Genomic DNA, 23276 nt, shown 5'->3' with positions numbered 1-23276 from the left:
GCTTGCCGACATGGACGCCGCCGCGCGTGTGCACCGCGCGGCGTTCGACAATGCGCTGCCCTGGCTCGCGGGCCTGCATACGCCCGACGAAGACCGCTGGTTCTATCGCGAGCGGATGTTTGCCACCTGCACGGTGTGGGGCGCATTCGACGGCGGGGCGATGAGCGGCGTGATCGCGTTCCACGACGACTGGATCGAGCAGCTCTACGTGTTGCCGGCCGCGCAGGGCCGCGGCATCGGCGGCACGCTGCTCGAGATCGCAGAGCAGGGTGCGGACCGGCTGCAACTCTGGACCTTCCAGCGCAACGCGCGGGCGCGCCGCTTCTACGAGGCGCGCGGCTTTGCCGCGGTCGAGGAAACCGACGGCAGCCGCAACGAGGAGAGGGAGCCGGACGTGCGCTATCTCTGGGCGCGCAGGGCCGGCGGATGACATATTGATCGGATTGACTGACCCCAGCCGGACCCGGGGAACAGGACGGGGCTCACGGCGGGGCGAAAGATCATCTGGCAATCGGCCACCATTTGAGCACTTAATGCCTGTATCGACGAGCGAATGTACCCTTAGCCTCGAAGCTGCGTGGTACGGACCGGAGCAACATGACGAGTCCCTGCCGCGTTCTAATGATCTATCCGAAGTTCGTTCCAGACTCATTCTGGAATTATACGGAAGCTTGCGAACTCGTCGGCGCGAAGTATCCGGCGGCGCCACTCGGACTGATCACCGTCGCCGCCATGCTGCCGAAACATTGGGAGGTTCGGCTCGTCAACCGTAACACCGAGCCTTCGACCGACGCGGACCTTGACTGGGCCGACCTCGTCATGATCGGCGGTATGCTCAACCAGCAGCCTGATTTTCTCCACCTGATCGATCTCGCCCACCGGCACGGCAAGCCGGTATGTGTCGGTGGGCCTGACGTCTCCTCCAGCCCGCACCTTTACTCGGATGCGGACTTCCAGGTGATCGGCGAGGCCGAGCACATCATCGAGGAATTCATCGCCGCCTGGGAACGCGGTGAGCGCAAGGGCGTGTTCACCGCCGAGAAATTCAAGATCGACGTCACGCTAAGCCCGATGCCCCGCTACGATCTGATCAAGTTCGATCATTATCTCTTTATTGGCGTGCAATATTCGCGTGGCTGCCCGTTCACCTGCGAGTTCTGCGATATTATCGAGCTGTACGGGCGCGTGCCGCGCACCAAGACCCCTGATCAGATTCTCGCTGAGCTGCAAGCGCTCTACGATCATGGTTATCGTGGGCATGTCGATTTCGTCGACGACAACTTCATCGGCAACAAGAAAAACCTCCGCATCTTGCTGCCGCGGCTCAAAACCTGGCTGGAAGAGCGAGACTATCCGTTCGAGTTCTCGACCGAAGCCTCGATCAATATCGCTGATGACAGCGAGCTGTTGCAGGCAATGAAGGACGCGAACTTCTTTGGAATTTTCGTCGGCATCGAGAGCCCGGATCCGGAGACCCTCGTGCAGATGAAGAAAAAGCAGAACACCAGGCGCAACATCGCCGAGAGCGTTCACAAGATTTACGACTATGGCATGTTCGTCACGGCGGGTTTCATCGTCGGGTTCGATACCGAGAAGGTCTCGATGGCGCAGGCGATGATCGACTTCATCGAGGAGGCGAGCATTCCAGTCTGCATGGTTGGACTGCTCTATGCGCTGCCTGGCACACAGCTGACGCGGCGGCTGGCCCAGGAAGGCCGCCTGCACGAAGGCCATGATCTCATGAAGGTCGAGCAGGCGGGCGACCAATGCACGCTCGGCTGCAATTTCGAGACCAAGCGTCCGCTTCGTGACATCCTTGTGGACTACAAGACTGTGCTGGGGCACGTGTTCAGCCCGGCGGCATATGCAGGGCGGCTGTCGCGGCTTTCCGTCATGCTCGACCGGTCCGATCGGCGCCGCGATCTGCCCGATGGCGACGTGCGCACGAAGCTTGGCGGCATCGAGGGCGTACACAGGATCATGCGGACCCTGCCGGAGGTTCGCGAGCCGTTCTGGAAGACCTTCGTCGAGGTCGCCAAGTCCAACCCAGGCGCACTGCGCTACATTGTGATGCTGATGGCGCTGTACCTGCACTTCGGGCCGTTCTCGAAGCACGTGATCGGTGAGATTGACCGCCGGATTGCCGAACTGGATGCCAAGCCTCCGGTAAGGGTCGCGGAGCTTGTGCCGCGAGCTCAGCTGGACGCCGTTTGATGGACGGCAAAGTTCGCTGGCGGGGCCGCGGGATCTGCATGCGCCAGCCCGCGAGCTGTCGCTGATCTCCAAGCGGCGCAGCAGGATCACGATTGAGCAGCCCATGCGTCTCGCCGATTTCATCGCATCAGCGCGCCGCCGCCGTCCGGACGGTATCGATTGCGCCAATCCACGCCATTTCAAGAATGAGGACCGCGAATGACCGTCTATGTGATCGCACTGGTGAAGTTCACGCAGGAGGAATACTACCGCCGTTATCAGTCCCGTTTTGCCGGCGTCTTCAAGGCCTTCAACGGCCGCCTGCTGGCGGCCGATGAGAGGCCGAAGGTTCTCGACGGCGAGTGGACCCGCGACAAGGTCGTGATCATGGAATTTCCCGATGAGACGGAGGCGACCCGCTTTCTCGACTCGCCGGCCTATCAGGAAATATCCAGGGATCGCATCGCTGGCGCGACCGTGCTGTCACTGCTGGTGAAGGGGCTGCCGTAGCCGCTGTGAGCAGCACGCGTGGCCGCACCGGCACCGCGGGCGGTGCCGACGAGACTCAGGCAACGTCGGTGGAAAGCGAAACGCTCTTCCATGCATCGAATTCGGCCTGCAGCAGTTTCATTTTTTCCCCGACCAGCCGCACGGCATCGCTGCCGAGCAGCAGATGCGCCGGCGGATCGTCCGACAAAGCGAGCTTCAACATCGCCTGCGCGGCCTTTTGGGGATCGCCGACCTGCCAGCCGTTCAGTTCCATCCGGCGTTTTCGGATCGGGTCGATGAGAGCGTCATAGTCTGCGATCGACCGTTCGGCTCGTACCATCGATCGTCCGGCCCAGTCGGTGCGAAAGCCGCCCGGCTCGACCGCGGTGACCTTGATGCCGAGGTCCTTGACTTCCTTGCCGAGGGTTTCCGATATCCCTTCCAGCGCGAACTTGCTGCCATGGTAGTAGCTGAGGCCGGGCATCGTGATGATCCCGCCCATCGACGTGATGTTGAGGATGTGCCCGGCGCGCCGCTTGCGCATGAAGGGCAGCACCGCCTGGATCATCGCGACCGCGCCGAAGACGTTGACCTCGAACTGGCGTCGCAGATCGTCGATCGATGATTCCTCCAAGATGCCCTCGTGGCCATAGCCGGCATTGTTCACGAGAACGTCGATCGCGCCGATCCTGCGCTCGACATCGGCGACCGCGGGCGCGATGGCCTCGGTGTTGGTAACGTCAAGAACCACTGGGCGCGCACCTGCGCCGAGCGCTTCGAATTTCCGCTTGTCGTTCTCGTTGCGCACGGTGCCGGCGACGGTATGGCCGTCGGCCAATGCTGCCTCGGCCAACGCGCGGCCGAAGCCGGACGAAACACCCGTGATGAGGAAAGTCTTTGCCATGGAGATGTCCTTCAGATCGAGATTGCAGGCTCGATATAGGCGACTTGATTAGTGCAATAATCAGCATAGAGTGGCATGATCTGATGCAGATAATCGAACAATGCAGCACGCTGGCCTTTTCGAGCTGAACGCCGTCGTCGCGATTTCAACGCGTCGCAGCTTTCGCGCGGCCGCGACTGAACTCGGCATTTCGCCCTCGGCGTTGAGCCATGCGATCGCCGCCCTGGAAAAGCGGCTTGGTGTGCGCCTCATAAACCGGACGACGCGCAGCGTCGCGCTGTCGGAAGCCGGAGAGCGCTTCCTCGCCAGGGTCAGCCCTGCGTTGCGCGAGATTGCCGGCGCGATGGAGGATGTGAACGAGTTCCGGGATACCCCCGCAGGAACGCTGCGCATCAATTTGAAGGAGCGGGCCGCGCACCAGATCCTCCGTCCGGTCGTTGCAAAGTTTCTACGGCGCTATCCCGACATGAACGTCGAACTGACCCTGGAGGGACGTCCCATCGATATTGTCGCTGAAGGTTTCGATGCCGGCATCCGGCTGGCCGAAGCTGTGCCGCAGGACATGGTCGCGATCCCCTGCGGCCCGGACACGCGCTTCATCGTCGTTGGCGCGCCGGATTATTTCGCCCGCGCTTTGGTGCCGCGCTCTCCGCTCGATCTCCTCGCCCATGAATGCATTCGCAGGCGGATGCCGAGCGGCAAGCTCTATCACTGGGAGTTCGAGAAGCGCGGCGGCGAGCAGATGGTGGTGGATGTTCGGGGCAGGCTGACCCTCGACAGTGACAGCCTGATGGTCGAAGCCGCACTCGACGGCCTGGGACTGGCGTTCGTCAGCGATTTTTGGGTGACCGGGCATCTCGCCGCCGGCACCCTGCGAGCCGTGCTGGACGACTGGACGCCGCCATTTCCCGGCTTGCGTCTCTACTATCCACGACACCGGCACATGACGGCCGGGCTTCGTGCCTTCGTCGACATGATCCGGGACGAGACGAAGTCGGGTGCCAGGGGTGGGGTGGTCCGTTCACCTGCGGGCGCATCGGCCCCATCGAACCATAGTTGATCCGGCAAACGTGATCTTGCAGCACGATAATTTTGACGGCGACGGTACAGTCCGGGCAGAGGCTGATCCTTGGGACGCGGCAATTCGCGTTGAAGCCTCCTCTCGCGTTGGCCATGCCGGTCGCCAACACCGACAGGACTGTTGATGGACGCGCGGAGAGACGCGGGGCTAAGGCCCAACGACATTCTCTCTCGTATCATCCGGAAACTGTCCCATGAGTGGCAGGCAAAACGATTTCCTCGCTCAGGCGCTGCAACAGGGCGCAATGGCGCTCCGAACGCAGCAGTTCGCTCGGGCAGAGCAGATTGCGGCCAACATCCTGAAATCCAGCCGCACGGACAGGAACGCAGCGCTTCTGCTCGCACATGCGTTGAGGGGACAGAACCGCGGAGGCGAGGCGATCGCATCGCTCGAAAGGATTGCACGCCGCCCGCCATATCTCCCTTCATTTCAGGAACTCGCCGGGCAGCTTGCCAAGGTCGGTCAATACGACGAGGCGATCAGCACGGTCGAGGCCGGCCTGGCGCTGGCCCCCGACAGCGTCGATCTGAAGCTTGATCTCGGGCGGCTGCTGCATGATACCGATGACTTCGCGCGGGCTGCGCATGTCCTGACCGCCGCGCGCGATGCTGCGCCGGGACGCCCCGATATTCTCAACCAACTCGGGCGGGTCCTGGTCCTGCATGGCGACTACGCCGCGGCCGCGGATGCTTTCCGCCGCGTGCTCGCCCAGTACCCTGACGATCGCTCGACCCGCGCCTACCTTGCCACATCGCTCTTCGAGCAGGGTGAGCGCGACGCTGCCGAGGCGGCGCTGCGCTCCGTCATTCGTGGTCAGCCCCAGCTTCTGGGACGCGCGGCGTTCGTCATGGCCGCGGGATCGCGTGGCCGCTTCTTCTTCGCGCAGAGCGACGCTGCGAAATTCCTCGGCGGGGAAGCAGGCTGAGCGGATCGAACGAAATCTCGTCGCGCCTCAGGCCCTGAAGTTTCTCCGGTAGAGGTTGGGCTGTCGCTTGAGCTCACCCCTGAACTCGCCGACGCGCTTGGCTTCTTCCGCGGTGAATGACGATGCCTGCGCAGTCCAGTCGTCGCGCTTGACCGGAATGCATTGCGCGATGGGGGGCCCCTTGCGGAGGACACCTCGGAAATTCCGGTCGTGCCAGTACGCCGGGAAGTGCACCCAGTTGTCGGTATAGAGGTCCGAATTGACCAGGCCGCTGAGCGTGGTGAACGGCAGGTCGAAGCGGTTGACGGGATGCGTGAAGTAGATCGCGTAGCCTTCAGGCGCCTCGACGGTCCACAGATTGTGGAATTTGAGAAAGAAGCGGCCCGCTTCGAACAACGGTGTGCCGCTGACCTGACCCGGATCGTGAAATCCGATCGGCGAGCGCGGAAATTCGGGTGTGCCTCCCGGCGGCAGGTCGTGATCCCAGGTGATTTCGCCGTCCTCGACCTTGAGATCGCAGACCAGTGGCAGCAGGTACCCGCAGGTCATCGCGTCAACGAACGGCGGGCAGCGCTTGATGGTGTCCTCGTCGTGCAGGTTGATCGAGGAGAAGGCCGTTGCCGGCATGGTCTTGAGCCAGTCGGGAATGCCTTGGGCCGCCGGGACCGGTCGCGGGATCAGTCCTTCGAGCTGTTTCGGACAGCGAAATTTGAGCGTCAGCTTGTTGTTGTTCGTCATTGGGCGCTCCAGTGCGCCCGATCGACCTACATGATGATGTCGTGAATTCTCGCTCACGATCGATTGATGGCGACCTCAGCCATGCGTCAGACAAACGCCAATCCGTTGCCGCCCTCATCGGAAGCAGGGGCAGATACAATCTGAAGCAAACGGGAAGCGCCGGGCGCGCTAGCTCACGAGATACTTCGCCACCGCCGGCTCGTTCCATTCGATGCCGAGCCCGGGACCGCGGGCCGTCACTGCGCCGTCTATGATCTCGGCGGGCCTTGCGAGGATCGCGCCGGCGAAGTCGAGGAACTCGAGCCAGTGCGCGGTCGGCGTCACCGCCAGCAGATGCGCGCTGACTTCCGCGAACAGATGGCTCGACATCGGGATCGATGCGGCATCGGCCTGTCCCGCGACCTGCATCCAGCCGGTGACGCCGCCGACCTTCATCACGTCGGGCATGATGAAGTCGGATGCGCCGGCCGCGATCGCCTCGGCGAAACCGCGGGGAAACCACCAGTTCTCGCCGGCCTGGATCGGCGTCGGCGAGGTCTCGCGGACCCTGGCATGACCGGACAGGCTTTCCTGCGGTACCGGCTCCTCGATCCAGTGCAGGTCGTAGGGCGCAAGCCGGGTGATGCGGCGGGCGGCTTCGGCCGGATCGAGCGACTGGTTGAAATCGATCATCAGCGCGATGTCGGGGCCGAGCAGGGCGCGCACGCCCTTCACGACGCGCTCGTCATTGGCGGCATCGCCGTCGCCGCCCTTGATCTTGATGCCCTTGAAGCCTTGGTCGAGCGAGCGGCGCAGCGCGCGCTCGTCCGCTACGGGATCGACCGCGCCATAGCTGTCATAGGCCTTGATTGGCTTCGCCGAGCCGCCGAGCAGCTCGACAAGCGGCCGGCCGGCGAGTTGGCCGAGCACATCCCAATAGGCCATGTCGAGGCCCGACACAGCCATACCGACCAGACCTTGCGCGCCGAGCAGCCGGAACTTGGCATCCATCGCCTTCATCAGATCGAACGGGGCGACTGGCCTGCCGATCAGCTCGCGTCCGATCTCGTCGATCAGATAGCAGAGAGGATGAAGTGTGAGCTTGCTGTAGGCGAAGATGTAGGTGCGGCCGGTAACGCCTTGATCGGTCTCGACATCGATCAGCACCAGCGGGCCGGAATCGATCAGGCCAAACGCGGTCTTCACAGGACGCTTGAGCGGCACCACGACGCTTCGTGCCTTCACTCCGCGAATCGCTGCAACTGTCTGGCTCATCGGTGCTTCCTTTGGCGGTTTCCACTTCTTGTCATTGGACACTGTACCATCGCAGCAGCCGCGGCGCGGCCCAATCGGTCGCGACCTGCTCGATCAGATAGCGGCCGGGGTATTCGGCGAGGAAGGCGATGCGCTGGGTCTGGCCCGGTTCGACCGCGAGCGTGTCGAGCCAGAACGGCTTCCAGCCGTCGTCGAGCCGGTCGAGCAGACGGAAGTGATGGCCGTGCAGATGAAAGGCGCTGGCGATTGCGCTCGGGTTGGTCAGGGCCAGCACGATGGTTCGGCCTGCCTTGGCCTGAAAAGCCGGGGCGGTGGAGGGCTTGAACTCCGCCGGGCGGAACCAATCGGTTGGCGTGCCCAGCGCCAGATCGAATCTCGCTGCACTCTTGAGATCGAGCTGGGCGGGCATGTCGTTGCCCGGGAGCGGCGGGGCCGGCGGGAACGGCGCCGTCCGGATCGGCGGTTCGTTCGAGACAACCAGTTTGCCGACCGGGCGGGCCTGCTTGCCGTCGTGCAGCAGGATCGGGAAGCTGGTTCCGGCCGGACCGGTCACATCGACAAAGACGTCCGTACGGCCGCCCGGAGCCAGGATCAGCGCACCGTTGCGGGCCGGGAACGGTTCGGCCGGCTGGCCGTCGATCGCCATCACGCGGACGTCGAGATTCTCGAGCTTGACCGCCAGCACGCTGCGTTGGCTGCCGTTGATAAAGCGGAGTCTGAGACGGGCATTGGCCGGTGCCGAGATTTCGTATGAGCTCTTGCCGTTAATTGTATGAATCTGCGTCGAATCTTTCGGATCGCTTCCAGGCGGGATCGCGGTTCCATCGGACTGCAGGCGCCACTCTTCGATGAGCAGGACCTCGTCGCGATCGACCGCCACCGGCGAGGTGCCGGTCACGATCAGCGGGCGCGGCCGTGCCGGCGCCGAGCCATCCCCGAACAGCGGTTCGCACAGGAATGTGCCGGCATGCCGAAGCGGCAGCTGAAAGGTATCCTTTGCCCCGGCGGCAAGGGGCGCCCGGGAGGCCAGCGGCTCCGCGGCCGGGACGCCATCGAGCCCGCGGCAATCAAGTGCGGCGGCAACCGGCAGCTCGTTGCCGAACGTCACGTCGAGGACCTCGCCGCGCTTGAAGCGGAGGTCGCCACTGCCGAGCGACCAGACCGGGGTCTCCGGGGTGCCCGGACGAAGCAGGATGCGGTCGGTTTTGGCCTGCAACGCGACCGCCGTCCGGCCCTGTGCCCAGCCGGTGCTCGGCCAAGCGGGGCAAAGCGCCGCGGCGCCGAGGCCGGCGATCAGGTCGCGTCGAGTGAGGGAAAATTCGGGACTTGCTGCAGGGCTTGCCATCCGGCCGATGCGGACCATTTTCAGATGTACCTGTCCAGTCGCGATCGGTCGCAGGGCGGGCTCTCCAGCGGCCATTTTTTTGCTGCGAACCGGTGGGCGCATGTTATAAGCCCGGCCGCCCGCGGCATCGCGGCCGGAGTGGATGCTTTTCGCGCGGGCGTGGCGGAACTGGTAGACGCGCTGGATTTAGGTTCCAGTGACGAAAGTTGTGGGGGTTCGAGTCCCTCCGCCCGCACCAAGCGCTTACAGCGTTTGCATGACGAATTCTTGGAGAACCTTGGGCCCCGAAGGGGACGAGGGTTCGCCGAACCCACAGACGTTAGGCCGCAAGGCTCACCGTCGAACAGACTGGACACTGCCACGGCCGCTCGGGCCGCGGCAAAAGCGGAAGAAGATTGATACCATGCAGGTCACCGAGACCCTCAACGAGGGACTGAAGCACGAATTCAAGATCAGCGTTCCGGCATCCGATCTCGATGCCAAGGCGGGCGCCAAGCTGGTCGACCTCAAGGACAAGGTCCGTCTCAACGGCTTCCGTCCCGGCAAGGTGCCGGTTGCGCACCTGAAGAAGATCTACGGCCGCTCGGTCATGGCCGAGACCATCGACCAGACCATCAGCGACACCAACCGGCAGATTTTCGAAGATCGCGGCTTCCGCCTCGCCGGCGAGCCGAAGATCACGATGCCGACCGAGAAGGACCAGGTCGAGGAATTGCTGTCGGGCAAGACCGACCTGACCTACACGGTCGCGATCGAGGTCGTGCCGCAGATCCAGCTCGCCGATTTCAAGTCGTTCTCGGTCGAGAAGCCGGTGGTCGATGTCTCCGACGCCGACGTCGACGATGCCATCAAGCGCGTCTCCGAGGGCAGCCGTCCGTACAATGCCAAGGCCGAAGGGGCGGCGGAGAAGGGCGACCGCGTCACCATCAGCTTCAAGGGCACCATCAACGGTGAAGCCTTCGAGGGCGGTACCGGCGAGGGCATTCAGGTCGTGATCGGCGCCGGCCAGTTCATTCCGGGCTTCGAGGAGCAGCTGATCGGCATCGGCACGGGCGAGACCCGCACGCTGAAGGTCCCGTTCCCGAAGAACTACCTCAATGAAAAGCTCGCCGGCCAGCCGGCCGAGTTCGAGACCACGGCGACGCTGATCGAGGCGCCCGGTGAGGTCACGGTCGACGACGAATTCGCCAAGACGCTCGGCCTCGAGTCGCTCGACAAGCTCAAGGAGTTGATGCGCGAGCGCCTGACCGCCGAGTTCGCTGGTGCGACCCGCCAGAAGGTCAAGCGCGCGCTGCTCGACCGGCTCGACGAGAGCCACAAATTCGAGGCCCCGCCGTCGCTTGTCGCCGAAGAGTTCAACCTGATGTGGAACTCGATCAAGGCCGAGATGGACTCGACCGGCAAGACCTTCGCCGACGAGGACACCACCGAGGATGCGGCCAAGGAGGAGTACCAGAAGATCGCCGACCGCCGCGTCCGCCTCGGCCTCGTGCTCTCGGAGATCGGCGAGAAGAACAAGATCACCGTGACCGACGACGAGGTCTCGCGCGCTGTCATCGAGCGCGCGCGCCAGATGCCGGGCCGCGAGAAGGAAGTCTGGGATTACTACCGCAGCAACGCCCAGGCGCTGGCCCAGCTCCGCGCCCCGATCTACGAGGACAAGGTCGTCGACTTCGTCCTGGAGCTCGCCAACGTGACCGAGAAGAAGGTCTCGAAGGATGAGCTGTTCAAGGATGAAGACGCCGAGAAAACTGCCGCTTAATTGCGGCACCTCGCGTTAATGATGAACCGTGAAAGCACGCCTGCGACGGGCCTCCGTCGCTAGGCGCGCCGACGCGAATCGGCTTGAACTTCTGCGACCTGCCCAGTTGGCTAGTGCCGGTCTTGTCGGCCGGAAATTGGCCCATATCTGGGTTAAGCCTTAACGTTCTGCATCACCCCTAACCCTTGGGTTCTTTCATGCGCGATCCCGTTGAAACCTACATGAACCTCGTGCCGATGGTCGTCGAGCAGACCAATCGCGGCGAACGCGCCTACGACATTTTCTCGCGCCTGCTGAAAGAGCGCATCATCTTCGTCACCGGTCCGGTGGAGGACGGCATGTCGACGCTGACCGTCGCGCAGCTGTTGTTCCTTGAGGCCGAGAATCCGAAGAAGGAAATCTCGATGTACATCAACTCGCCGGGTGGCGTGGTGACGTCGGGCCTTGCGATCTACGACACCATGCAGTTCATCCGTCCGCCGGTGTCGACGTTGTGCACGGGGCAGGCGGCCTCGATGGGCTCGCTGCTGCTGGCAGCCGGCGAAAAGGACATGCGCTTCTCGCTGCCGAACTCGCGCATCATGGTGCACCAGCCGTCCGGCGGCTTCCAGGGCCAGGCCACCGACATCATGCTGCACGCTCAGGAGATACTGAATCTCAAGAAGCGCCTCAACGAGATCTACGTGAAGCACACTGGCCAGACCTACAAGGCGATCGAGGACGCGCTCGAGCGCGACAAATTCCTTACTGCCGAGGATGCCAAGACGTTCGGTCTCGTCGACAAGGTCATCGACAAGCGGCCGGAAGACCCGTCGGCGGCCAAAGCTGCCTGACGACGCCGGCTGATCTGGACAGGCGACCCGGGGCGTCGGTGTGATCTCCACATTGACGCCTCACATAGTCGGCAAAGCAGGACGGCGGAGTACCTCGCAAGCGCATACGCGGGGCCAGAAAGTTCCGCTTTCGTGCTCATGGCTCGGCGTGGTAATCCCGCAACGTTCCGTGGATTTCGACGCGTATTCCACGTACGATCGTGGAAAATCACGGTATTGTCACGGTCTTGAGCCTGCCCCCCGATTAGCGAATTCTTGATAGTCGGGTGCCAGCATGGTTGGCTGTAATGCATCGGCTATGATCGCGGAGATTCGAATAAACCGTGATCCACACGGTCAGTATTGCGTAGGGTCTTTTTTGGTACGGAATTTGCTCTATCTACCCAATACTCCGGTTTTGTGCCGGATTGGGTCGATCTGGCAAACGAGGTCGAACGGCGGACGGAGATAATGAATGAGTAAGGTCGGCACGAGCGACGCCAAGAACACGCTATATTGCTCGTTCTGCGGCAAGAGCCAGCATGAAGTTCGCAAGCTGATTGCCGGACCGACTGTCTTCATTTGTGACGAGTGTGTCGAACTCTGCATGGACATCATTCGCGAGGAGAACAAGTCCTCGCTGGTGAAGTCGCGAGACGGCATCCCGACACCGAAGGAAATCTGCAAGGTCCTGGACGACTACGTGATCGGCCAGAGCCATGCCAAGAAGGTGCTGTCGGTCGCCGTCCACAATCACTACAAGCGGCTTAACCATCAGACCAAGCACAACGACGTCGAACTGGCGAAGTCGAACATCCTGCTGATCGGTCCGACCGGTTCGGGCAAGACGCTGCTCGCGCAGACACTGGCCCGCATCCTCGACGTGCCCTTCACCATGGCTGACGCCACGACGCTGACCGAAGCCGGCTATGTCGGTGAGGACGTCGAGAACATCATCCTGAAGCTGCTGCAGGCCGCCGACTACAACGTCGAGCGCGCGCAGCGCGGCATCGTCTATATCGACGAAATCGACAAGATCAGCCGCAAGTCCGACAATCCCTCGATCACCCGCGACGTGTCGGGCGAGGGCGTCCAGCAGGCGCTGCTGAAGATCATGGAAGGCACGGTGGCCTCGGTCCCGCCGCAGGGCGGCCGCAAGCATCCGCAGCAGGAGTTCCTGCAGGTGGATACCACCAATATCCTGTTCATCTGCGGCGGTGCCTTCTCGGGCCTCGAGAAGATCATCTCCGCGCGCGGCCGTTCGACCTCGATCGGCTTCGCGGCGCAGGTGCTCGCGCCGGAGGATCGCCGTACCGGTGAGATCTTCCGTCACGTGGAGCCGGAGGATCTGCTGAAGTATGGCCTGATTCCGGAATTCGTCGGCCGTCTGCCCGTCGTCGCGACGCTGGAAGACCTCGACGAGGCCTCGCTGAAGAAGATCCTGACCGATCCGAAGAACGCGCTGGTGAAGCAGTACCAGCGGCTGTTCGAGATGGAGAACATCGAGCTCACCTTCGCCGACGAGGCGCTTGGCGCGGTCGCCCGCAAGGCGATCGAGCGCAAGACCGGTGCGCGCGGCCTGCGGTCGATCCTGGAGAGCATCCTGCTCGAGACCATGTTCGACCTTCCAGGCCTCGAAGGTGTCGAGGAAGTTGTGATCTCGCGCGAGGTCGTCGAGGGCACGGCGCGTCCGCTCTACATCTATGCTGATCGTTCCGACCGCGCCGTCGAGAGCAGCGCGAGCGCCTAAGGCGCAACTTTCTGTCGTCGCAATTCATGCGGCTGCCGGGCGATCCGGCGGCCGTTGTGGCGCAGCAGCAGGCCATTTTCGCGTCGCAGTAAATGCCTGTTTAGCCTATATTTCCCGGCACTTCTCAGACTTGACACCCCCCCGCCTGATAGCCACCTAATGCTATCGGTGAGGGATCTCATGTGTTGAGATTCGTCGCTTTACGATGCGGAATATGCGGCTGCTGACGGCAATCTAATTCCGGATCACCAAGGCACCTTGTGGCGGTTGCGCAAGCAGGCGGACTGCGTGCAAGGGGGCAAAACAAAAGGATAAGGCCATGACGACATCAAAACCCCGGCCAACGATCGTCCACGGCGAAAGCCACTCCTATCCGGTGCTGCCGCTCCGCGACATCGTCGTCTTCCCGCATATGATCGTGCCGCTCTTCGTCGGCCGCGAGAAATCGATCCGCGCGCTCGAAGAGGTGATGAAGAACGACGCGCTGATCATGCTCGCGACGCAGAAGAACGCGTCCGATGACGATCCGGCTCCCGATTCAATTTACGAGACTGGTACGCTTGCCAGCGTGCTGCAGCTCCTGAAGCTGCCCGACGGCACCGTCAAGGTGCTGGTCGAGGGCCTCGAGCGCGCGCGTGTCGAGAAGTATTCCGACCGCAGCGAGTATTACGAAGCGACCGCGGTCGCCCTCGCCGACGCGGACGCCACCTCGGTCGAGGCCGAGGCCTTGGCGCGTTCAGTCGTGTCCGACTTCGAAAGCTATGTGAAGCTGAACAAGAAGATCTCCGCCGAAGTCGTCGGCGTGGTTCAGGCGATCACCGATTTCGCCAAGCTCGGCGACACCGTTGCCTCGCATCTCGCGGTCAAGATTGCCGATCGGCAAGCGATCCTGGAGACGTTGTCCGTCACCCAGCGCCTGGAGAAGGTGCTCGGCCTGATGGAGAGCGAGATCTCGGTGTTGCAGGTCGAGAAGCGCATCCGCTCGCGCGTCAAGCGCCAGATGGAGAAGACCCAGCGCGAGTATTATCTGAACGAGCAGATGAAGGCGATCCAGAAGGAACTCGGCGACGACGAAGGTCGCGACGAGCTGGCCGATCTGGAGGAGAAGATCTCCAAGACCAAGCTGTCCAAGGAAGCGCGCGAGAAGGCCCAGCACGAGCTGAAGAAGCTGCGCCAGATGTCGCCGATGTCCGCGGAAGCGACCGTCGTGCGCAACTATCTGGATTGGCTGCTGTCGATCCCGTGGGGCAAGAAGTCCAAGGTCAAGAAGGACCTCGAGGCCGCGCAGGCGGTGCTGGACTCCGATCACTACGGGCTCGAGAAGGTCAAGGACCGTATCGTCGAGTATCTCGCGGTGCAGTCGCGCGCCAACAAGCTGACCGGACCGATCCTGTGCCTGGTCGGGCCTCCCGGCGTCGGCAAGACCTCGCTCGGCAAGTCGATCGCGAAGGCGACCGGCCGCGAGTTCGTGCGCGTGTCGCTCGGCGGCGTGCGTGACGAGGCCGAGATCCGCGGTCACCGCCGCACCTATATCGGCTCGATGCCCGGCAAGATCATCCAGTCGATGCGGAAGGCGAAGACCTCGAACCCGCTGTTCCTGCTGGACGAGATCGATAAGATGGGCGCCGATTTCCGCGGCGATCCGTCGTCGGCGCTGCTTGAGGTCCTAGACCCCGAGCAGAACTCGACCTTCAACGACCATTACCTGGAGGTCGATTACGACCTGTCCAACGTGATGTTCATCACGACCGCGAATACGCTGAATATTCCGGGACCGCTGATGGACCGCATGGAGATCATCCGGATCGCCGGCTACACCGAGAACGAGAAGGTCGAGATCGCGCGCAAGCACCTGATCCCGAGCGCGATCTCCAAGCACGGTCTGGACTCCAAGGAATGGTCGATCGACGACGCGGCCTTGCTGTTGATGATCCGCCGCTACACCCGCGAAGCGGGCGTGCGTAACCTGGAGCGTGAGCTCTCCACACTCGCCCGCAAGGCGGTGAAGGAGCTGATGATCTCCAAGAAGAAGTCGGTGAAGGTCACCGAGGCGAACATCGAAGAGTTCCTCGGCGTTCCGAAGTATCGCTTCGGCGAGATCGACGACGAGGATCAGGTCGGTATCGTCACCGGCCTGGCGTGGACCGATGTCGGCGGCGAGCTGTTGACCATTGAAGGCGTCATGATGCCCGGCAAGGGCAAGATGACCGTCACGGGCAATCTGCGCGACGTGATGAAGGAGTCGATCTCGGCGGCGGCGTCTTACGTCCGCTCGCGCGCGATCGTCTACGGCATTGAACCGCCGATGTTCGACCGCCGCGACATCCACGTTCACGTGCCGGAGGGCGCAACGCCGAAGGACGGTCCGTCCGCCGGCGTGGCGATGGCCACCGCGATCATCTCGGTCATGACCGGCATCCCGGTCCGCCACGATGTCGCGATGACTGGCGAGATCACGCTACGTGGTCGCGTGCTGCCGATCGGCGGTCTCAAGGAGAAGCTCTTGGCTGCCGCGCGCGGTGGCATCAAGACGGTGCTGATCCCCGAAGACAACGCCAAGGATCTCACGGAGATTTCCGATGCGATCAAGGGCGGCATGGAGATCATTCCGGTCTCGCGGCTGGATGAGGTCGTTGCCAAGGCGCTGACCCGCGTGCCCGTGCCGATCGTCTGGGAAGAGGAGACCAGCAAGGTCGACGTCAAGCCCGACGCTTCGGATGAGGCGTCCGGTGGCCTGACGGCGCACTGAGCGAAACTCCAATCGAAATAATGAAACGGCGCCTTCGGGCGCCGTTTTTGTTTTGGCTCTGGTGCGGAAGGGGGGCCGATCTCGCGCACCAGACCATGCATTGACAATAAATGCCGTCTGGCGGTCAGGGCGTCACGTCGCGGACGAAATCGTTTGGTGCAGTCTGGCCTTCGACAAGAAGCGTTTCTGAAGCCGATCCCAGATCAGAAGAAAGCGATCAGATGACCACGCAACCTGGAGCGCCACTGCCCCCTGACGATATCAACCGGAACCTTACGTTGGTGCATTTCGACGATCCGATGCTTCGCCATGTCTCGATCGCCCACACCATCCTCGTGTCCGGCGAGCAGACCGGCGGCCGCTACTGTCTGATCGACATGCTGGTGCCGCCCGGCGGCGGCCCGCCGCCGCACCGTCACGAGTTCGAGGAGATGTTCACCATTCTGGACGGCGAGGTTGAGTTGATCTTCCGGGGGCAACCATATCGGGCAGGCGCCGGCTCGACCGTGAACATCCCTGCCAACGCGCCTCACGCGTTCAAGAACAGGTCCGACAAGCCGGTCCGCATACTCTGCATGTGCACGCCGGCAGGCCAGGAGGAGTTATTCTTGGCAGTGGGCGATCCGGTCGCGAGTCGTACTGCGCCGCCGCCAAACCTCGGTCAGGCCGAGCGAGCTGGACGCATTGAAAGAGCAAAGGCACTGTCCGCGAAATACCGGACCGAACTGTTGGCATGAGGCATCTCGTCTCGCGGCGGGCGGCCAGACCAGGCTAGCGGGTTGCCGCGAGGGCTTGCACGGTTGCCAATGCACCGCCGTGCGCAACTACTCCTTTTTCTCGACGAGGAAATTGCCGATCGCCCCGAGCGCCATCAGCACGCTGGTGCCGAGGAACACCGCGCGCATGCCGATATGGCCGCCGATGAATCCGCCGGCGAGCGGGCCGATCACCTGGCCGGCATATTGCGCCGAGATCGAGTAGCCCAGCATGCTGCCGGTGACCGTGTCGGGTACGCTGTGCCGGATCACGCTTGCGATGCACGGCAGCAGGCCCCCGAGCGCGAGCCCCATCAGGAAGCGGAGCAGGATCAGCTGCCAGCCGCTGACCACGAAAGCCTGCGGGATCAGCAGCAGTGCGGATGCGGCCAGGCAGATGGTGATGATCCGCCAATGGCCGACGCGATCGGCGAGCTTGCCGAGATGCGACGACGACAGCAGGCTGCCGAACGCCGCTGCCGACATCACGAGGCCGGCGACGAACGTCACCTGCGGCGTCTCGACCAGCTGCGCGACATAGACCGTGATGATCGGTTCGATCGACATGTTGGCGATCATCAGCAGCAGGCCGGTGCCCCACATCGCGACGACAGGACGCTTGTCCGGAACCAGCGACCAGCCGCCACGCGCCTTGGCGCCTTTCGCTGTCTTCGGACGCGCCTCCTCGCGGATCAGGAAGGTGGTGCCGAGGAAGGTGATGAAGATGACGCCGCCGATCAGGAAGAAGGTCGCGCGGATGCCGATCAGGCCCGGTAGCACGCCGCCGACCAAGGGGCCGACCAGGCTGCCGGCCATGATGCCGGCCGACAGCACGCCGATCGCCCAGCCGGAGCGCGCCTTCGGTGTCTGCGACGCGATCAGCACGGTCGAGCCCGAGGCGTAGCCGCCGAGCAGGCCGGTCAACAGCCGCAAGCCGACCAGCTCATAGACATTGTGCGCCATGCCGATCAGCGACATGGCGACTGCCATGCCGAGGCTGGCGCGGATCAGCATCAGCTTGCGGCCATAGCGGTCCGCAAGCCGTCCCCACAGCGGCGCCGTCAGCGCTGCGCTGAAGAAGGTCGCGCCGTAGGCTACGCCCGACCATTGCACGATGGCGGCATGGTCGGTCACGCCGAGCTGCTCGACATAAAGCGGCAGGAACGGCAACAGCAGCGTCATCCCCACGATGGTCGTGAAAGATCCGAACACGCAGACGATGAGGTTGCGCCTCCAGGGGCCGGCGTCGAGGGCCGCCTCGCGATCGATCTCCATGTTCATGTCAGCGCAGCCCGATGACGGCGAAGCCGCGCGCCCGCAGGCCGCGGCGGTCTTCGTTCAGCGAACGGAGCAGGCGATTGCGGGTGTCGGCGATGTGATCGGCGGCCTCGCGCGCAGCGGAATCCGGATCGTTGGCCTTGATGAAGCCGAGAATGCGCCGGTGCTCGCGCCAGGCCTGCTCGCGCGAAGGTTCGGTCCACACCTCGAGCCAGCGTGCCCGCGACAGCCGCGTCATGGCGCCCGCGATCGCCTTGACGATGAAGGGGTTGCCGGAGAGGCGAGCGATCTCGACATGGAAGTCGGTGCCGGCCCGGTGCCATTCCTCGCGCGGCGCGCCGGACTGGCAGGCATCTAGCATCTCCTCGACGCCGGCGATGTCGGCCGCGCTCGCCCGCGCACAGGCGAGGCGGACGGCCGTCGTCTCCAGCGGGATCCTGAACTCCGCAAGCGCCTCCAGCTCACCGAGGTCGATCGGTGCGACGATCCAGTTGCGGCCGTCGCGGCGGACCAGCTCTTCACCTTCGAGCCGCACCAGCGCGGCGCGGATCGGCGTGCGCGATCCCTCGAACCGGCTCTCGAGCCAGCGCTCCGTCAGCCGCTCGCCCGGGCCGAGGTCGAGGGAGAGGATCATCTCCCGGAGCTGGTCGTGGATCTGAAGCATCTGCGACATGGCGGTCTGCCGGTGTGGGAGTAGGTTATTGTCGACGTATCCCGAATTGGTATCCCAAACAATCCCGTTTTGGGATACCAGTATTGTCCCAACGGGGCACCACACCGTGTCCCGGATGCCTTGCGGGGCCGCATCTCCGGGAACGACCTCTTGGCGACAGCCTTATTGGACAACGCCGACTTGGGAGAGCGCGGATGCAGATCGACGGGCAATGCCATTGCGGCGCCGTGACCTATCAGGCCGAGATCGATCCCGAACGGGTGTCGATCTGCCATTGCACGGACTGCCAGGCGCTGACCGGCTCGCCCTATCGCGTCACGGTGATCTGCGCCGCCGAGCAGGTCCGGCTGACGGGAGGTGCGCCGAAGATCTACGGCAAGCGGGGCGACAACGGCCGAATCCGCTTCCAGCATTTTTGCGGCGACTGCGGTTCCCCGTTGTTTACGAGCGGCGAGGATGGCGGTCCGGACGATTGGGGGATCCGCTGGGGCAGCATTCGCCAGCGTGGCGAATTGACCCCGCGACGCCAGGTCTGGTGCCGCTCCGCCGCGCCCTGGATCAATGATCTCAAGGGATTGCCGGCGCGGCCCAGGGATTGAAGCCCAAGGATTGAAGCCTACGGATTGGGGCCTTGCAGCCTGGCGACCTTGCGCCCGAGGGGCGGGCGAGGCTAAAGAGGCGCGCAGGTAAGGGCGGCTAGCTCAGCTGGTTAGAGCATCTCGTTTACACCGAGAGGGTCGGGAGTTCGAATCTCTCGCCGCCTACCAGCCTTCGCTCCTCATGGCTACGGCTCGGCGAGCCAGCTTTTGCGGATCAACTCAACCGCTTGTTCGGTCCGCAGGGCGAAGGCTGTCGCGCCGAAGCTCGAAGAGCGAAGGCGGACTGGTTCATCAGGAATCGCTGCTGTTCCCCGCGAGCTACGAGCCGAGGCGGACAAAAGTATGACTGCCTTCATCATCATTCTTGCCGCGCAGATTTGATGCCGGCACGGCTGCGATGCTAATCTCTCCGCCTAACCGGGAACTCGATGCATGCGCAAACTCGCCGCGATTTTTCTTCTCACCATGATTGCCGGACCGGCATTGGCGCAGCAGGACCACGTTCAGCGCTATCGCGAAGAGATCGAGAAGTCGCCGTCGGATGTGGCCAACGAGGCGCGGCAGCAGCGCGCCTACCAGCGCGCGCTCAGTGGCGTGCCGGACCAGAAACCGACCGATCCGTGGGGCATTGCGCGCAGCAATGACGGACAGGCTGGCCCGAAGGGGACTGCCGCCAAGACGCCTGCGCCGAAGCCGGCCAAGCCGACGAGCGCCGCCGCCAAATAATTCGAGAGGGCGGACCAGGTCGATGAAGCACTACGTCTGCAAATTGACCGGACCGCGCCCGACCTTTCCGCAGGACATGACGCCGCAGGAAGCCACCATCATGCAGGCGCATGTCGCCTATTGCGGCGAATTGCTGCAAGCCGGCAAGGCGCTGATCTTCGGGCCGGTGGCCGATCCCGCCGGGGTCTGGGGATTGGGCGTGCTGCAACTACCTGACGATGCTGATCCGCAGGAGATCGTCGCCAACGATCCCGTCGTCAGGGCCAATGCCGGATTCACCTATCAGGTGATGCCGCTGCTGCGCGCTGCGACGCGCGAGAGTTGCTAGAGTCTCTGGAAGCTTCTCAACAAGGTTGGATCGCATGAACGCAGGCCATCCGCAGAACGCCGATCAGATTGCATATTGGAACGGGCCGGGCGGTCAGCGCTGGGCGTCCAGGCAGGCCGCGCAGGATATCGTGCTGCAGCCGGTGCTCGACCTCCTGATCGATCGCGCCGCGCCGAAGGCCGGCGAGCGCATCGTCGATGTCGGCTGCGGCAGCGGCGCTTCGACGAATGGGTTTGCGAACAAGGTGGGGCCGTCAGGCCATGTGTTCGGCGTCGACGTCTCCGGGCCGATGCTGGAGCGGGCACGGCAAAGCACGCCGAAGGATGCGCCGGTCACCTATGCGCTCGCCGACGCCACGGTCTACCCGTTCGATCCCGCAAGCTTCGATCTCCTGGCGTCGCGTTTCGGCGTGATGTTCTTTGCCGATCCGGCGGTGTCGTTCGCCAATCTGCACAAGGCGCTGAAGCCGTCGGGCCGGCTCGCCTTCGCCTGCTGGCAGGAGCCGCGCGAAAATCCGTTCTTCATGGCGCCGTTGCAGGCGGTCTACAAGCACGTGCCGAAGCTGCCGCAGCTTGGTCCCGACGACCCCGGCCCCTTCTCATTCGCGTCCGAAGCGCGCGTGAACCGAATCCTCGGCGAAGCAGGGTTTGCCGGCATCGCGATGGAGCCCTGCCGGCTTGAGTTCGACGTCGCGATCGGGCGCGGAATTGACGCCGCCGTCCAGAGCGCGCTCGAGATCGGGCCCGCCAGCCGCGCACTGGAAGGACAACCGGATGACCTCCGGGCCGCCGCCGTCACGTCGATCCGCGAGGCGTTGACGCCGTTTGCGAAGGGCGATTCTGTGCTGCTGCCCGGCGCGATCTGGATCGTGACGGCGCGGGCCTGATCAGGCCTTCTCTTCCCAGATCATCGCCAGATGCACGATGGTCTGCACGGCCTTCTCCATGTCCTGGCGGCTCACCCATTCGAGCCGCGAATGAAAGGCGTGCTCGCCAGCGAAGATGTTCGGGCAGGGCAGTCCCATGAACGAAAGCCGCGAGCCATCCGTGCCGCCGCGGATCGAGGTCTTCACCGGCAATAGCCCTGCGCGCTCGATCGCCTCGATCGCATAGGCGACGATCTGCGGGTGGCGATCGATCACCTCTTTCATGTTGCGGTATTGCTGCTTGACCTCCATGCGGTAGGTCGAGCGCGGATATCCCTTCATGACGTCCTGCACGATCTTTTCGAGCAGCGCTTCCTTCTGCGTCAGGCCGGCCTCGGTGAAATCGCGCACGATGAAGTCGATCCGCGCGTTTTCCAGGGCCCCCGAGATGGCGACCGGATGCAGAAAGCCTTCCTTGCCCTCGGTGGTCTCGGGCGAACAGGTATCCTTCGGCAGGCGATCGACGATGGCGGCCGCGATCTTGATCGCGTGCTCCATCTTGCCCTTGGCGAAGCCTGGATGGGTCGCGACGCCTTCGATGATGATGCTGGCGCCGTCGGCGGAGAAGGTCTCGTCCTCGATATGACCCGCGGTCTCGCCGTCCATGGTGTAGCCGAAATCGGCGCCGAGCTTCTTGATGTCGACCTTGTCGACGCCGCGGCCGATCTCCTCGTCCGGCGTGAACAGGATCTTGATGGTGCCGTGCTTCACCTGCGGGTTGGTGACGAGGAAATGCGCGGCATCCATGATCTCGGCGAGGCCGGCCTTGTTGTCGGCGCCGAGCAGGGTGGTGCCGTCGGTCGTGATGATGTCGTTGCCGATCTGGTCGGCCAGCGCTTCGTGCTCGGCGGCGCGGATCACCTGCGAGGCATCGGCCGGCAGCACGATGTCGCCGCCGCGATAATTCTTCACGAGCTGCGGCTTGACGTTCTTGCCGGTGCAGTCGGGTGAAGTGTCCATGTGCGAGCAGAAGCAGATAACCGGCACCGTCTTGTCAGTGTTGGCCGGGATCGTCGCATAGACGTATCCGTGGGGATCAAGATGCGCATCCGATATGCCCATCGCCTGCAGCTCGGCGACCAGCAGGCGGCCGAGATTCTTCTGCTTCTCGGTGGAGGGGCAGGTCGGTGAATCCGGGTCGGACTGGGTGTCGATCACGACATAGCGCAGGAAGCGCTCGGTGACGGTGTGCTTGAAGTCGAGAGCCGGTGCCAGCATGAAGACCGCGCAGGAATGGAGGACAGGAACATGACGCTCAGGCGAAGTTGGTTTGCGCAAGCAAAGCGCATCGAGAGACAACTCTACAACAGAAAAGCGCCACTCCGGGGCCGCGTCGCGAGCCGGAATGGCGCTTGGTATCAAGCAAGTTAAGGACCCTAAACTGCTTCCTTCAACTCCTTGGCGGCGCGGAAGGCGACCTTCTTGCTCGCCTTGATGTGGATCTGCTCGCCGGTTGCCGGGTTGCGGCCCATGCGGGCGGCGCGCTTGCGAACCTGGAGGATGCCGAGGCCGACGATGCGGATCCGCTCGCCCTTCTTAAGGTGCTTGGTGATCCGGGTGACCATGTCGGTCAGGATCGCCTCGGCCTGCTTCTTGGACAGCTCCTGCTCTTCGGCGATGGCCGCCGCCAGGTGCTTCAGCGTGATCGTCGCCGGGGTCGCTGCTTTCTTCGCCATGTGTGGCCCTCCTCGTTGCTGAATGGCTGGATTGCTGCTTTCACGCGAATGGCGCGCCGTTCGCGTCGGGAAAATGCGTCCGGAAGAGTCCTGAAACCGCCGGTTCTGGGAACAGGCAGCGCCGGGCCCGGCCACAGGAAACCCAGACGTATCAGGCCTTATTTGATTCGGGGCTTTGCTGACTACGCCGTTTCCCTTGAAAACAGGCGACAACTCGCGTCCACAGCGCGAAAATACCCGCGCTGTGCAGGGCTCCGCAACGTGCTTGACTATCCGGATGCGGGCCTTTATGCCCTCGGTCCTGCGCGGATCAA

At 63.4% G+C, this 23276-nt stretch carries 22 protein-coding genes and 2 tRNA genes; 16 read left to right on the top strand and 8 right to left on the bottom strand.

Features of this window, described 5'->3' with window-relative positions; all coding sequences use genetic code 11:
• Positions 1–10 precede the first annotated feature (10 nt).
• The 3 genes from ACE103_RS22925 (at position 11) to ACE103_RS22915 (ending at position 2703) form a co-directional block, all read left to right on the top strand.
• A complete protein-coding gene (locus tag ACE103_RS22925) occupies positions 11–430 on the top strand; it encodes a GNAT family N-acetyltransferase (protein WP_375781164.1) in 420 nt (139 codons plus the stop codon).
• Positions 431–597: 167 nt separating this feature from the next.
• Complete coding sequence (locus ACE103_RS22920; protein ID WP_375774995.1) at positions 598–2214, top strand: B12-binding domain-containing radical SAM protein; 1617 nt, start codon at positions 598–600, stop codon at positions 2212–2214.
• A 198-nt stretch (positions 2215–2412) separates the two neighbouring features.
• A complete protein-coding gene (locus tag ACE103_RS22915; RefSeq protein WP_375774994.1) occupies positions 2413–2703 on the top strand; it encodes a DUF1330 domain-containing protein in 291 nt (96 codons plus the stop codon).
• A 55-nt stretch (positions 2704–2758) separates the two neighbouring features.
• Here ACE103_RS22915 and ACE103_RS22910 read toward each other — a convergent pair whose 3' ends face one another.
• Entirely contained in the window at positions 2759–3586 is an 828-nt protein-coding gene (locus ACE103_RS22910; RefSeq protein ID WP_375774993.1) for an oxidoreductase, read from the bottom strand.
• 100 nt (positions 3587–3686) lie between these two features.
• On the opposite strand from ACE103_RS22910, the gene ACE103_RS22905 reads away from it, so the two are divergent.
• Both ACE103_RS22905 and ACE103_RS22900 read left to right on the top strand, forming a co-directional pair.
• A complete protein-coding gene (locus ACE103_RS22905; RefSeq protein WP_375774992.1) occupies positions 3687–4646 on the top strand; it encodes a LysR family transcriptional regulator in 960 nt (319 codons plus the stop codon).
• A gap of 214 nt (positions 4647–4860) precedes the next feature.
• Positions 4861–5592 carry a tetratricopeptide repeat protein gene (locus tag ACE103_RS22900; RefSeq protein ID WP_375774991.1) on the top strand — a complete coding sequence of 244 codons (732 nt, stop codon included), beginning with the start codon at positions 4861–4863 and terminating at the stop codon, positions 5590–5592.
• A gap of 27 nt (positions 5593–5619) precedes the next feature.
• On the opposite strand, the gene ACE103_RS22895 is transcribed toward ACE103_RS22900, so the two are convergent.
• The 3 genes from ACE103_RS22895 to ACE103_RS22885 form a co-directional block, all read right to left on the bottom strand.
• The gene (locus ACE103_RS22895) at positions 5620–6330 is read right to left on the bottom strand and encodes a hypothetical protein (protein ID WP_375774990.1); all 711 of its coding nucleotides are present in this window, start codon (positions 6328–6330) and stop codon (positions 5620–5622) included.
• Between the two features lie 168 nt (positions 6331–6498).
• Positions 6499–7584 carry an enolase C-terminal domain-like protein gene (locus ACE103_RS22890; protein WP_375774989.1) on the bottom strand — a complete coding sequence of 362 codons (1086 nt, stop codon included), beginning with the start codon at positions 7582–7584 and terminating at the stop codon, positions 6499–6501.
• Positions 7585–7615: 31 nt separating this feature from the next.
• Positions 7616–8947, bottom strand: a complete 1332-nt coding sequence (locus ACE103_RS22885; RefSeq protein WP_375774988.1) for a multicopper oxidase family protein — start codon at positions 8945–8947, stop codon at positions 7616–7618.
• A gap of 135 nt (positions 8948–9082) precedes the next feature.
• On the opposite strand from ACE103_RS22885, the gene ACE103_RS22880 reads away from it, so the two are divergent.
• The 6 genes from ACE103_RS22880 (at position 9083) to ACE103_RS22855 (ending at position 16739) form a co-directional block, all read left to right on the top strand.
• Positions 9083–9167: transfer RNA gene (locus ACE103_RS22880), tRNA-Leu, on the top strand.
• 165 nt (positions 9168–9332) lie between these two features.
• Positions 9333–10691, top strand: a complete 1359-nt coding sequence (gene tig / locus ACE103_RS22875) for a trigger factor (RefSeq protein ID WP_375774987.1) — start codon at positions 9333–9335, stop codon at positions 10689–10691.
• A 197-nt stretch (positions 10692–10888) separates the two neighbouring features.
• Positions 10889–11524 carry an ATP-dependent Clp protease proteolytic subunit gene (locus ACE103_RS22870; RefSeq protein WP_223967219.1) on the top strand — a complete coding sequence of 212 codons (636 nt, stop codon included), beginning with the start codon at positions 10889–10891 and terminating at the stop codon, positions 11522–11524.
• Positions 11525–11978: 454 nt separating this feature from the next.
• Positions 11979–13253, top strand: coding sequence for an ATP-dependent Clp protease ATP-binding subunit ClpX (gene clpX / locus ACE103_RS22865; RefSeq protein ID WP_024583449.1), 1275 nt, complete (start codon positions 11979–11981; stop codon positions 13251–13253).
• A 319-nt stretch (positions 13254–13572) separates the two neighbouring features.
• Positions 13573–16002: an endopeptidase La gene (lon, locus tag ACE103_RS22860; protein WP_375774986.1), complete on the top strand. Its 2430-nt coding sequence runs from the start codon at positions 13573–13575 to the stop codon at positions 16000–16002.
• 221 nt (positions 16003–16223) lie between these two features.
• Positions 16224–16739 (top strand): cupin domain-containing protein, encoded by a 516-nt coding sequence (locus ACE103_RS22855; RefSeq protein ID WP_375774985.1) that lies wholly within the window; start codon positions 16224–16226, stop codon positions 16737–16739.
• A gap of 87 nt (positions 16740–16826) precedes the next feature.
• Here ACE103_RS22855 and ACE103_RS22850 read toward each other — a convergent pair whose 3' ends face one another.
• Together ACE103_RS22850 and ACE103_RS22845 are read right to left on the bottom strand one after the other, a co-directional pair.
• On the bottom strand, positions 16827–18038 hold the full coding sequence (locus tag ACE103_RS22850; protein ID WP_375774984.1) for an MFS transporter: 1212 nt from the start codon (positions 18036–18038) through the stop codon (positions 16827–16829).
• A gap of 1 nt (position 18039) precedes the next feature.
• Positions 18040–18708, bottom strand: a complete 669-nt coding sequence (locus tag ACE103_RS22845) for a GntR family transcriptional regulator (protein WP_375774983.1) — start codon at positions 18706–18708, stop codon at positions 18040–18042.
• Positions 18709–18902: 194 nt separating this feature from the next.
• Here ACE103_RS22845 and ACE103_RS22840 point away from each other — a divergent pair, with 194 nt between their 5' ends.
• From ACE103_RS22840 to ACE103_RS22820, 5 genes are all read left to right on the top strand, one after another.
• Positions 18903–19307 carry a GFA family protein gene (locus ACE103_RS22840; protein WP_375774982.1) on the top strand — a complete coding sequence of 135 codons (405 nt, stop codon included), beginning with the start codon at positions 18903–18905 and terminating at the stop codon, positions 19305–19307.
• A 91-nt stretch (positions 19308–19398) separates the two neighbouring features.
• A tRNA-Val gene (locus ACE103_RS22835) sits at positions 19399–19475 on the top strand.
• A 264-nt stretch (positions 19476–19739) separates the two neighbouring features.
• Positions 19740–20033, top strand: coding sequence for a hypothetical protein (locus ACE103_RS22830; RefSeq protein ID WP_375774981.1), 294 nt, complete (start codon positions 19740–19742; stop codon positions 20031–20033).
• Positions 20034–20055: 22 nt separating this feature from the next.
• A complete protein-coding gene (locus ACE103_RS22825) occupies positions 20056–20361 on the top strand; it encodes a YciI family protein (protein WP_375774980.1) in 306 nt (101 codons plus the stop codon).
• Between the two features lie 34 nt (positions 20362–20395).
• Positions 20396–21247: a class I SAM-dependent methyltransferase gene (locus ACE103_RS22820; RefSeq protein WP_375774979.1), complete on the top strand. Its 852-nt coding sequence runs from the start codon at positions 20396–20398 to the stop codon at positions 21245–21247.
• Here ACE103_RS22820 and pepT read toward each other — a convergent pair whose 3' ends face one another.
• Both pepT and ACE103_RS22810 read right to left on the bottom strand, forming a co-directional pair.
• Positions 21248–22504 carry a peptidase T gene (gene pepT, locus ACE103_RS22815; RefSeq protein ID WP_375774978.1) on the bottom strand — a complete coding sequence of 419 codons (1257 nt, stop codon included), beginning with the start codon at positions 22502–22504 and terminating at the stop codon, positions 21248–21250.
• Between the two features lie 158 nt (positions 22505–22662).
• Positions 22663–22962 carry an HU family DNA-binding protein gene (locus ACE103_RS22810; protein ID WP_016847738.1) on the bottom strand — a complete coding sequence of 100 codons (300 nt, stop codon included), beginning with the start codon at positions 22960–22962 and terminating at the stop codon, positions 22663–22665.
• Positions 22963–23276 lie beyond the last annotated feature (314 nt).

It is taken from the genome of Bradyrhizobium sp. ma5, assembly GCF_042258955.1.
In the GTDB taxonomy this organism is placed as follows: domain Bacteria; phylum Pseudomonadota; class Alphaproteobacteria; order Rhizobiales; family Xanthobacteraceae; genus Bradyrhizobium.
This window is presented reverse-complemented; position numbering and strand designations above follow the sequence as displayed.

Bases quoted from the DNA above. Each gene is read 5' to 3' on its own strand.
- ACE103_RS22925 (WP_375781164.1), top strand. From the start codon at position 11: ATGGACGCCGCCGCGCGTGTGCACCGCGCGGCGTTCGACAATGCGCTG.
- ACE103_RS22920 (WP_375774995.1), top strand. From the start codon at position 598: ATGACGAGTCCCTGCCGCGTTCTAATGATCTATCCGAAGTTCGTTCCA.
- ACE103_RS22915 (WP_375774994.1), top strand. From the start codon at position 2,413: ATGACCGTCTATGTGATCGCACTGGTGAAGTTCACGCAGGAGGAATAC.
- ACE103_RS22910 (WP_375774993.1), bottom strand. From the start codon at position 3,586: ATGGCAAAGACTTTCCTCATCACGGGTGTTTCGTCCGGCTTCGGCCGC.
- ACE103_RS22905 (WP_375774992.1), top strand. From the start codon at position 3,687: ATGCAGCACGCTGGCCTTTTCGAGCTGAACGCCGTCGTCGCGATTTCA.
- ACE103_RS22900 (WP_375774991.1), top strand. From the start codon at position 4,861: ATGAGTGGCAGGCAAAACGATTTCCTCGCTCAGGCGCTGCAACAGGGC.
- ACE103_RS22895 (WP_375774990.1), bottom strand. From the start codon at position 6,330: ATGACGAACAACAACAAGCTGACGCTCAAATTTCGCTGTCCGAAACAG.
- ACE103_RS22890 (WP_375774989.1), bottom strand. From the start codon at position 7,584: ATGAGCCAGACAGTTGCAGCGATTCGCGGAGTGAAGGCACGAAGCGTC.
- ACE103_RS22885 (WP_375774988.1), bottom strand. From the start codon at position 8,947: ATGGTCCGCATCGGCCGGATGGCAAGCCCTGCAGCAAGTCCCGAATTT.
- tig (WP_375774987.1), top strand. From the start codon at position 9,333: ATGCAGGTCACCGAGACCCTCAACGAGGGACTGAAGCACGAATTCAAG.
- ACE103_RS22870 (WP_223967219.1), top strand. From the start codon at position 10,889: ATGCGCGATCCCGTTGAAACCTACATGAACCTCGTGCCGATGGTCGTC.
- clpX (WP_024583449.1), top strand. From the start codon at position 11,979: ATGAGTAAGGTCGGCACGAGCGACGCCAAGAACACGCTATATTGCTCG.
- lon (WP_375774986.1), top strand. From the start codon at position 13,573: ATGACGACATCAAAACCCCGGCCAACGATCGTCCACGGCGAAAGCCAC.
- ACE103_RS22855 (WP_375774985.1), top strand. From the start codon at position 16,224: ATGACCACGCAACCTGGAGCGCCACTGCCCCCTGACGATATCAACCGG.
- ACE103_RS22850 (WP_375774984.1), bottom strand. From the start codon at position 18,038: ATGAACATGGAGATCGATCGCGAGGCGGCCCTCGACGCCGGCCCCTGG.
- ACE103_RS22845 (WP_375774983.1), bottom strand. From the start codon at position 18,708: ATGTCGCAGATGCTTCAGATCCACGACCAGCTCCGGGAGATGATCCTC.
- ACE103_RS22840 (WP_375774982.1), top strand. From the start codon at position 18,903: ATGCAGATCGACGGGCAATGCCATTGCGGCGCCGTGACCTATCAGGCC.
- ACE103_RS22830 (WP_375774981.1), top strand. From the start codon at position 19,740: ATGCGCAAACTCGCCGCGATTTTTCTTCTCACCATGATTGCCGGACCG.
- ACE103_RS22825 (WP_375774980.1), top strand. From the start codon at position 20,056: ATGAAGCACTACGTCTGCAAATTGACCGGACCGCGCCCGACCTTTCCG.
- ACE103_RS22820 (WP_375774979.1), top strand. From the start codon at position 20,396: ATGAACGCAGGCCATCCGCAGAACGCCGATCAGATTGCATATTGGAAC.
- pepT (WP_375774978.1), bottom strand. From the start codon at position 22,504: ATGCTGGCACCGGCTCTCGACTTCAAGCACACCGTCACCGAGCGCTTC.
- ACE103_RS22810 (WP_016847738.1), bottom strand. From the start codon at position 22,962: ATGGCGAAGAAAGCAGCGACCCCGGCGACGATCACGCTGAAGCACCTG.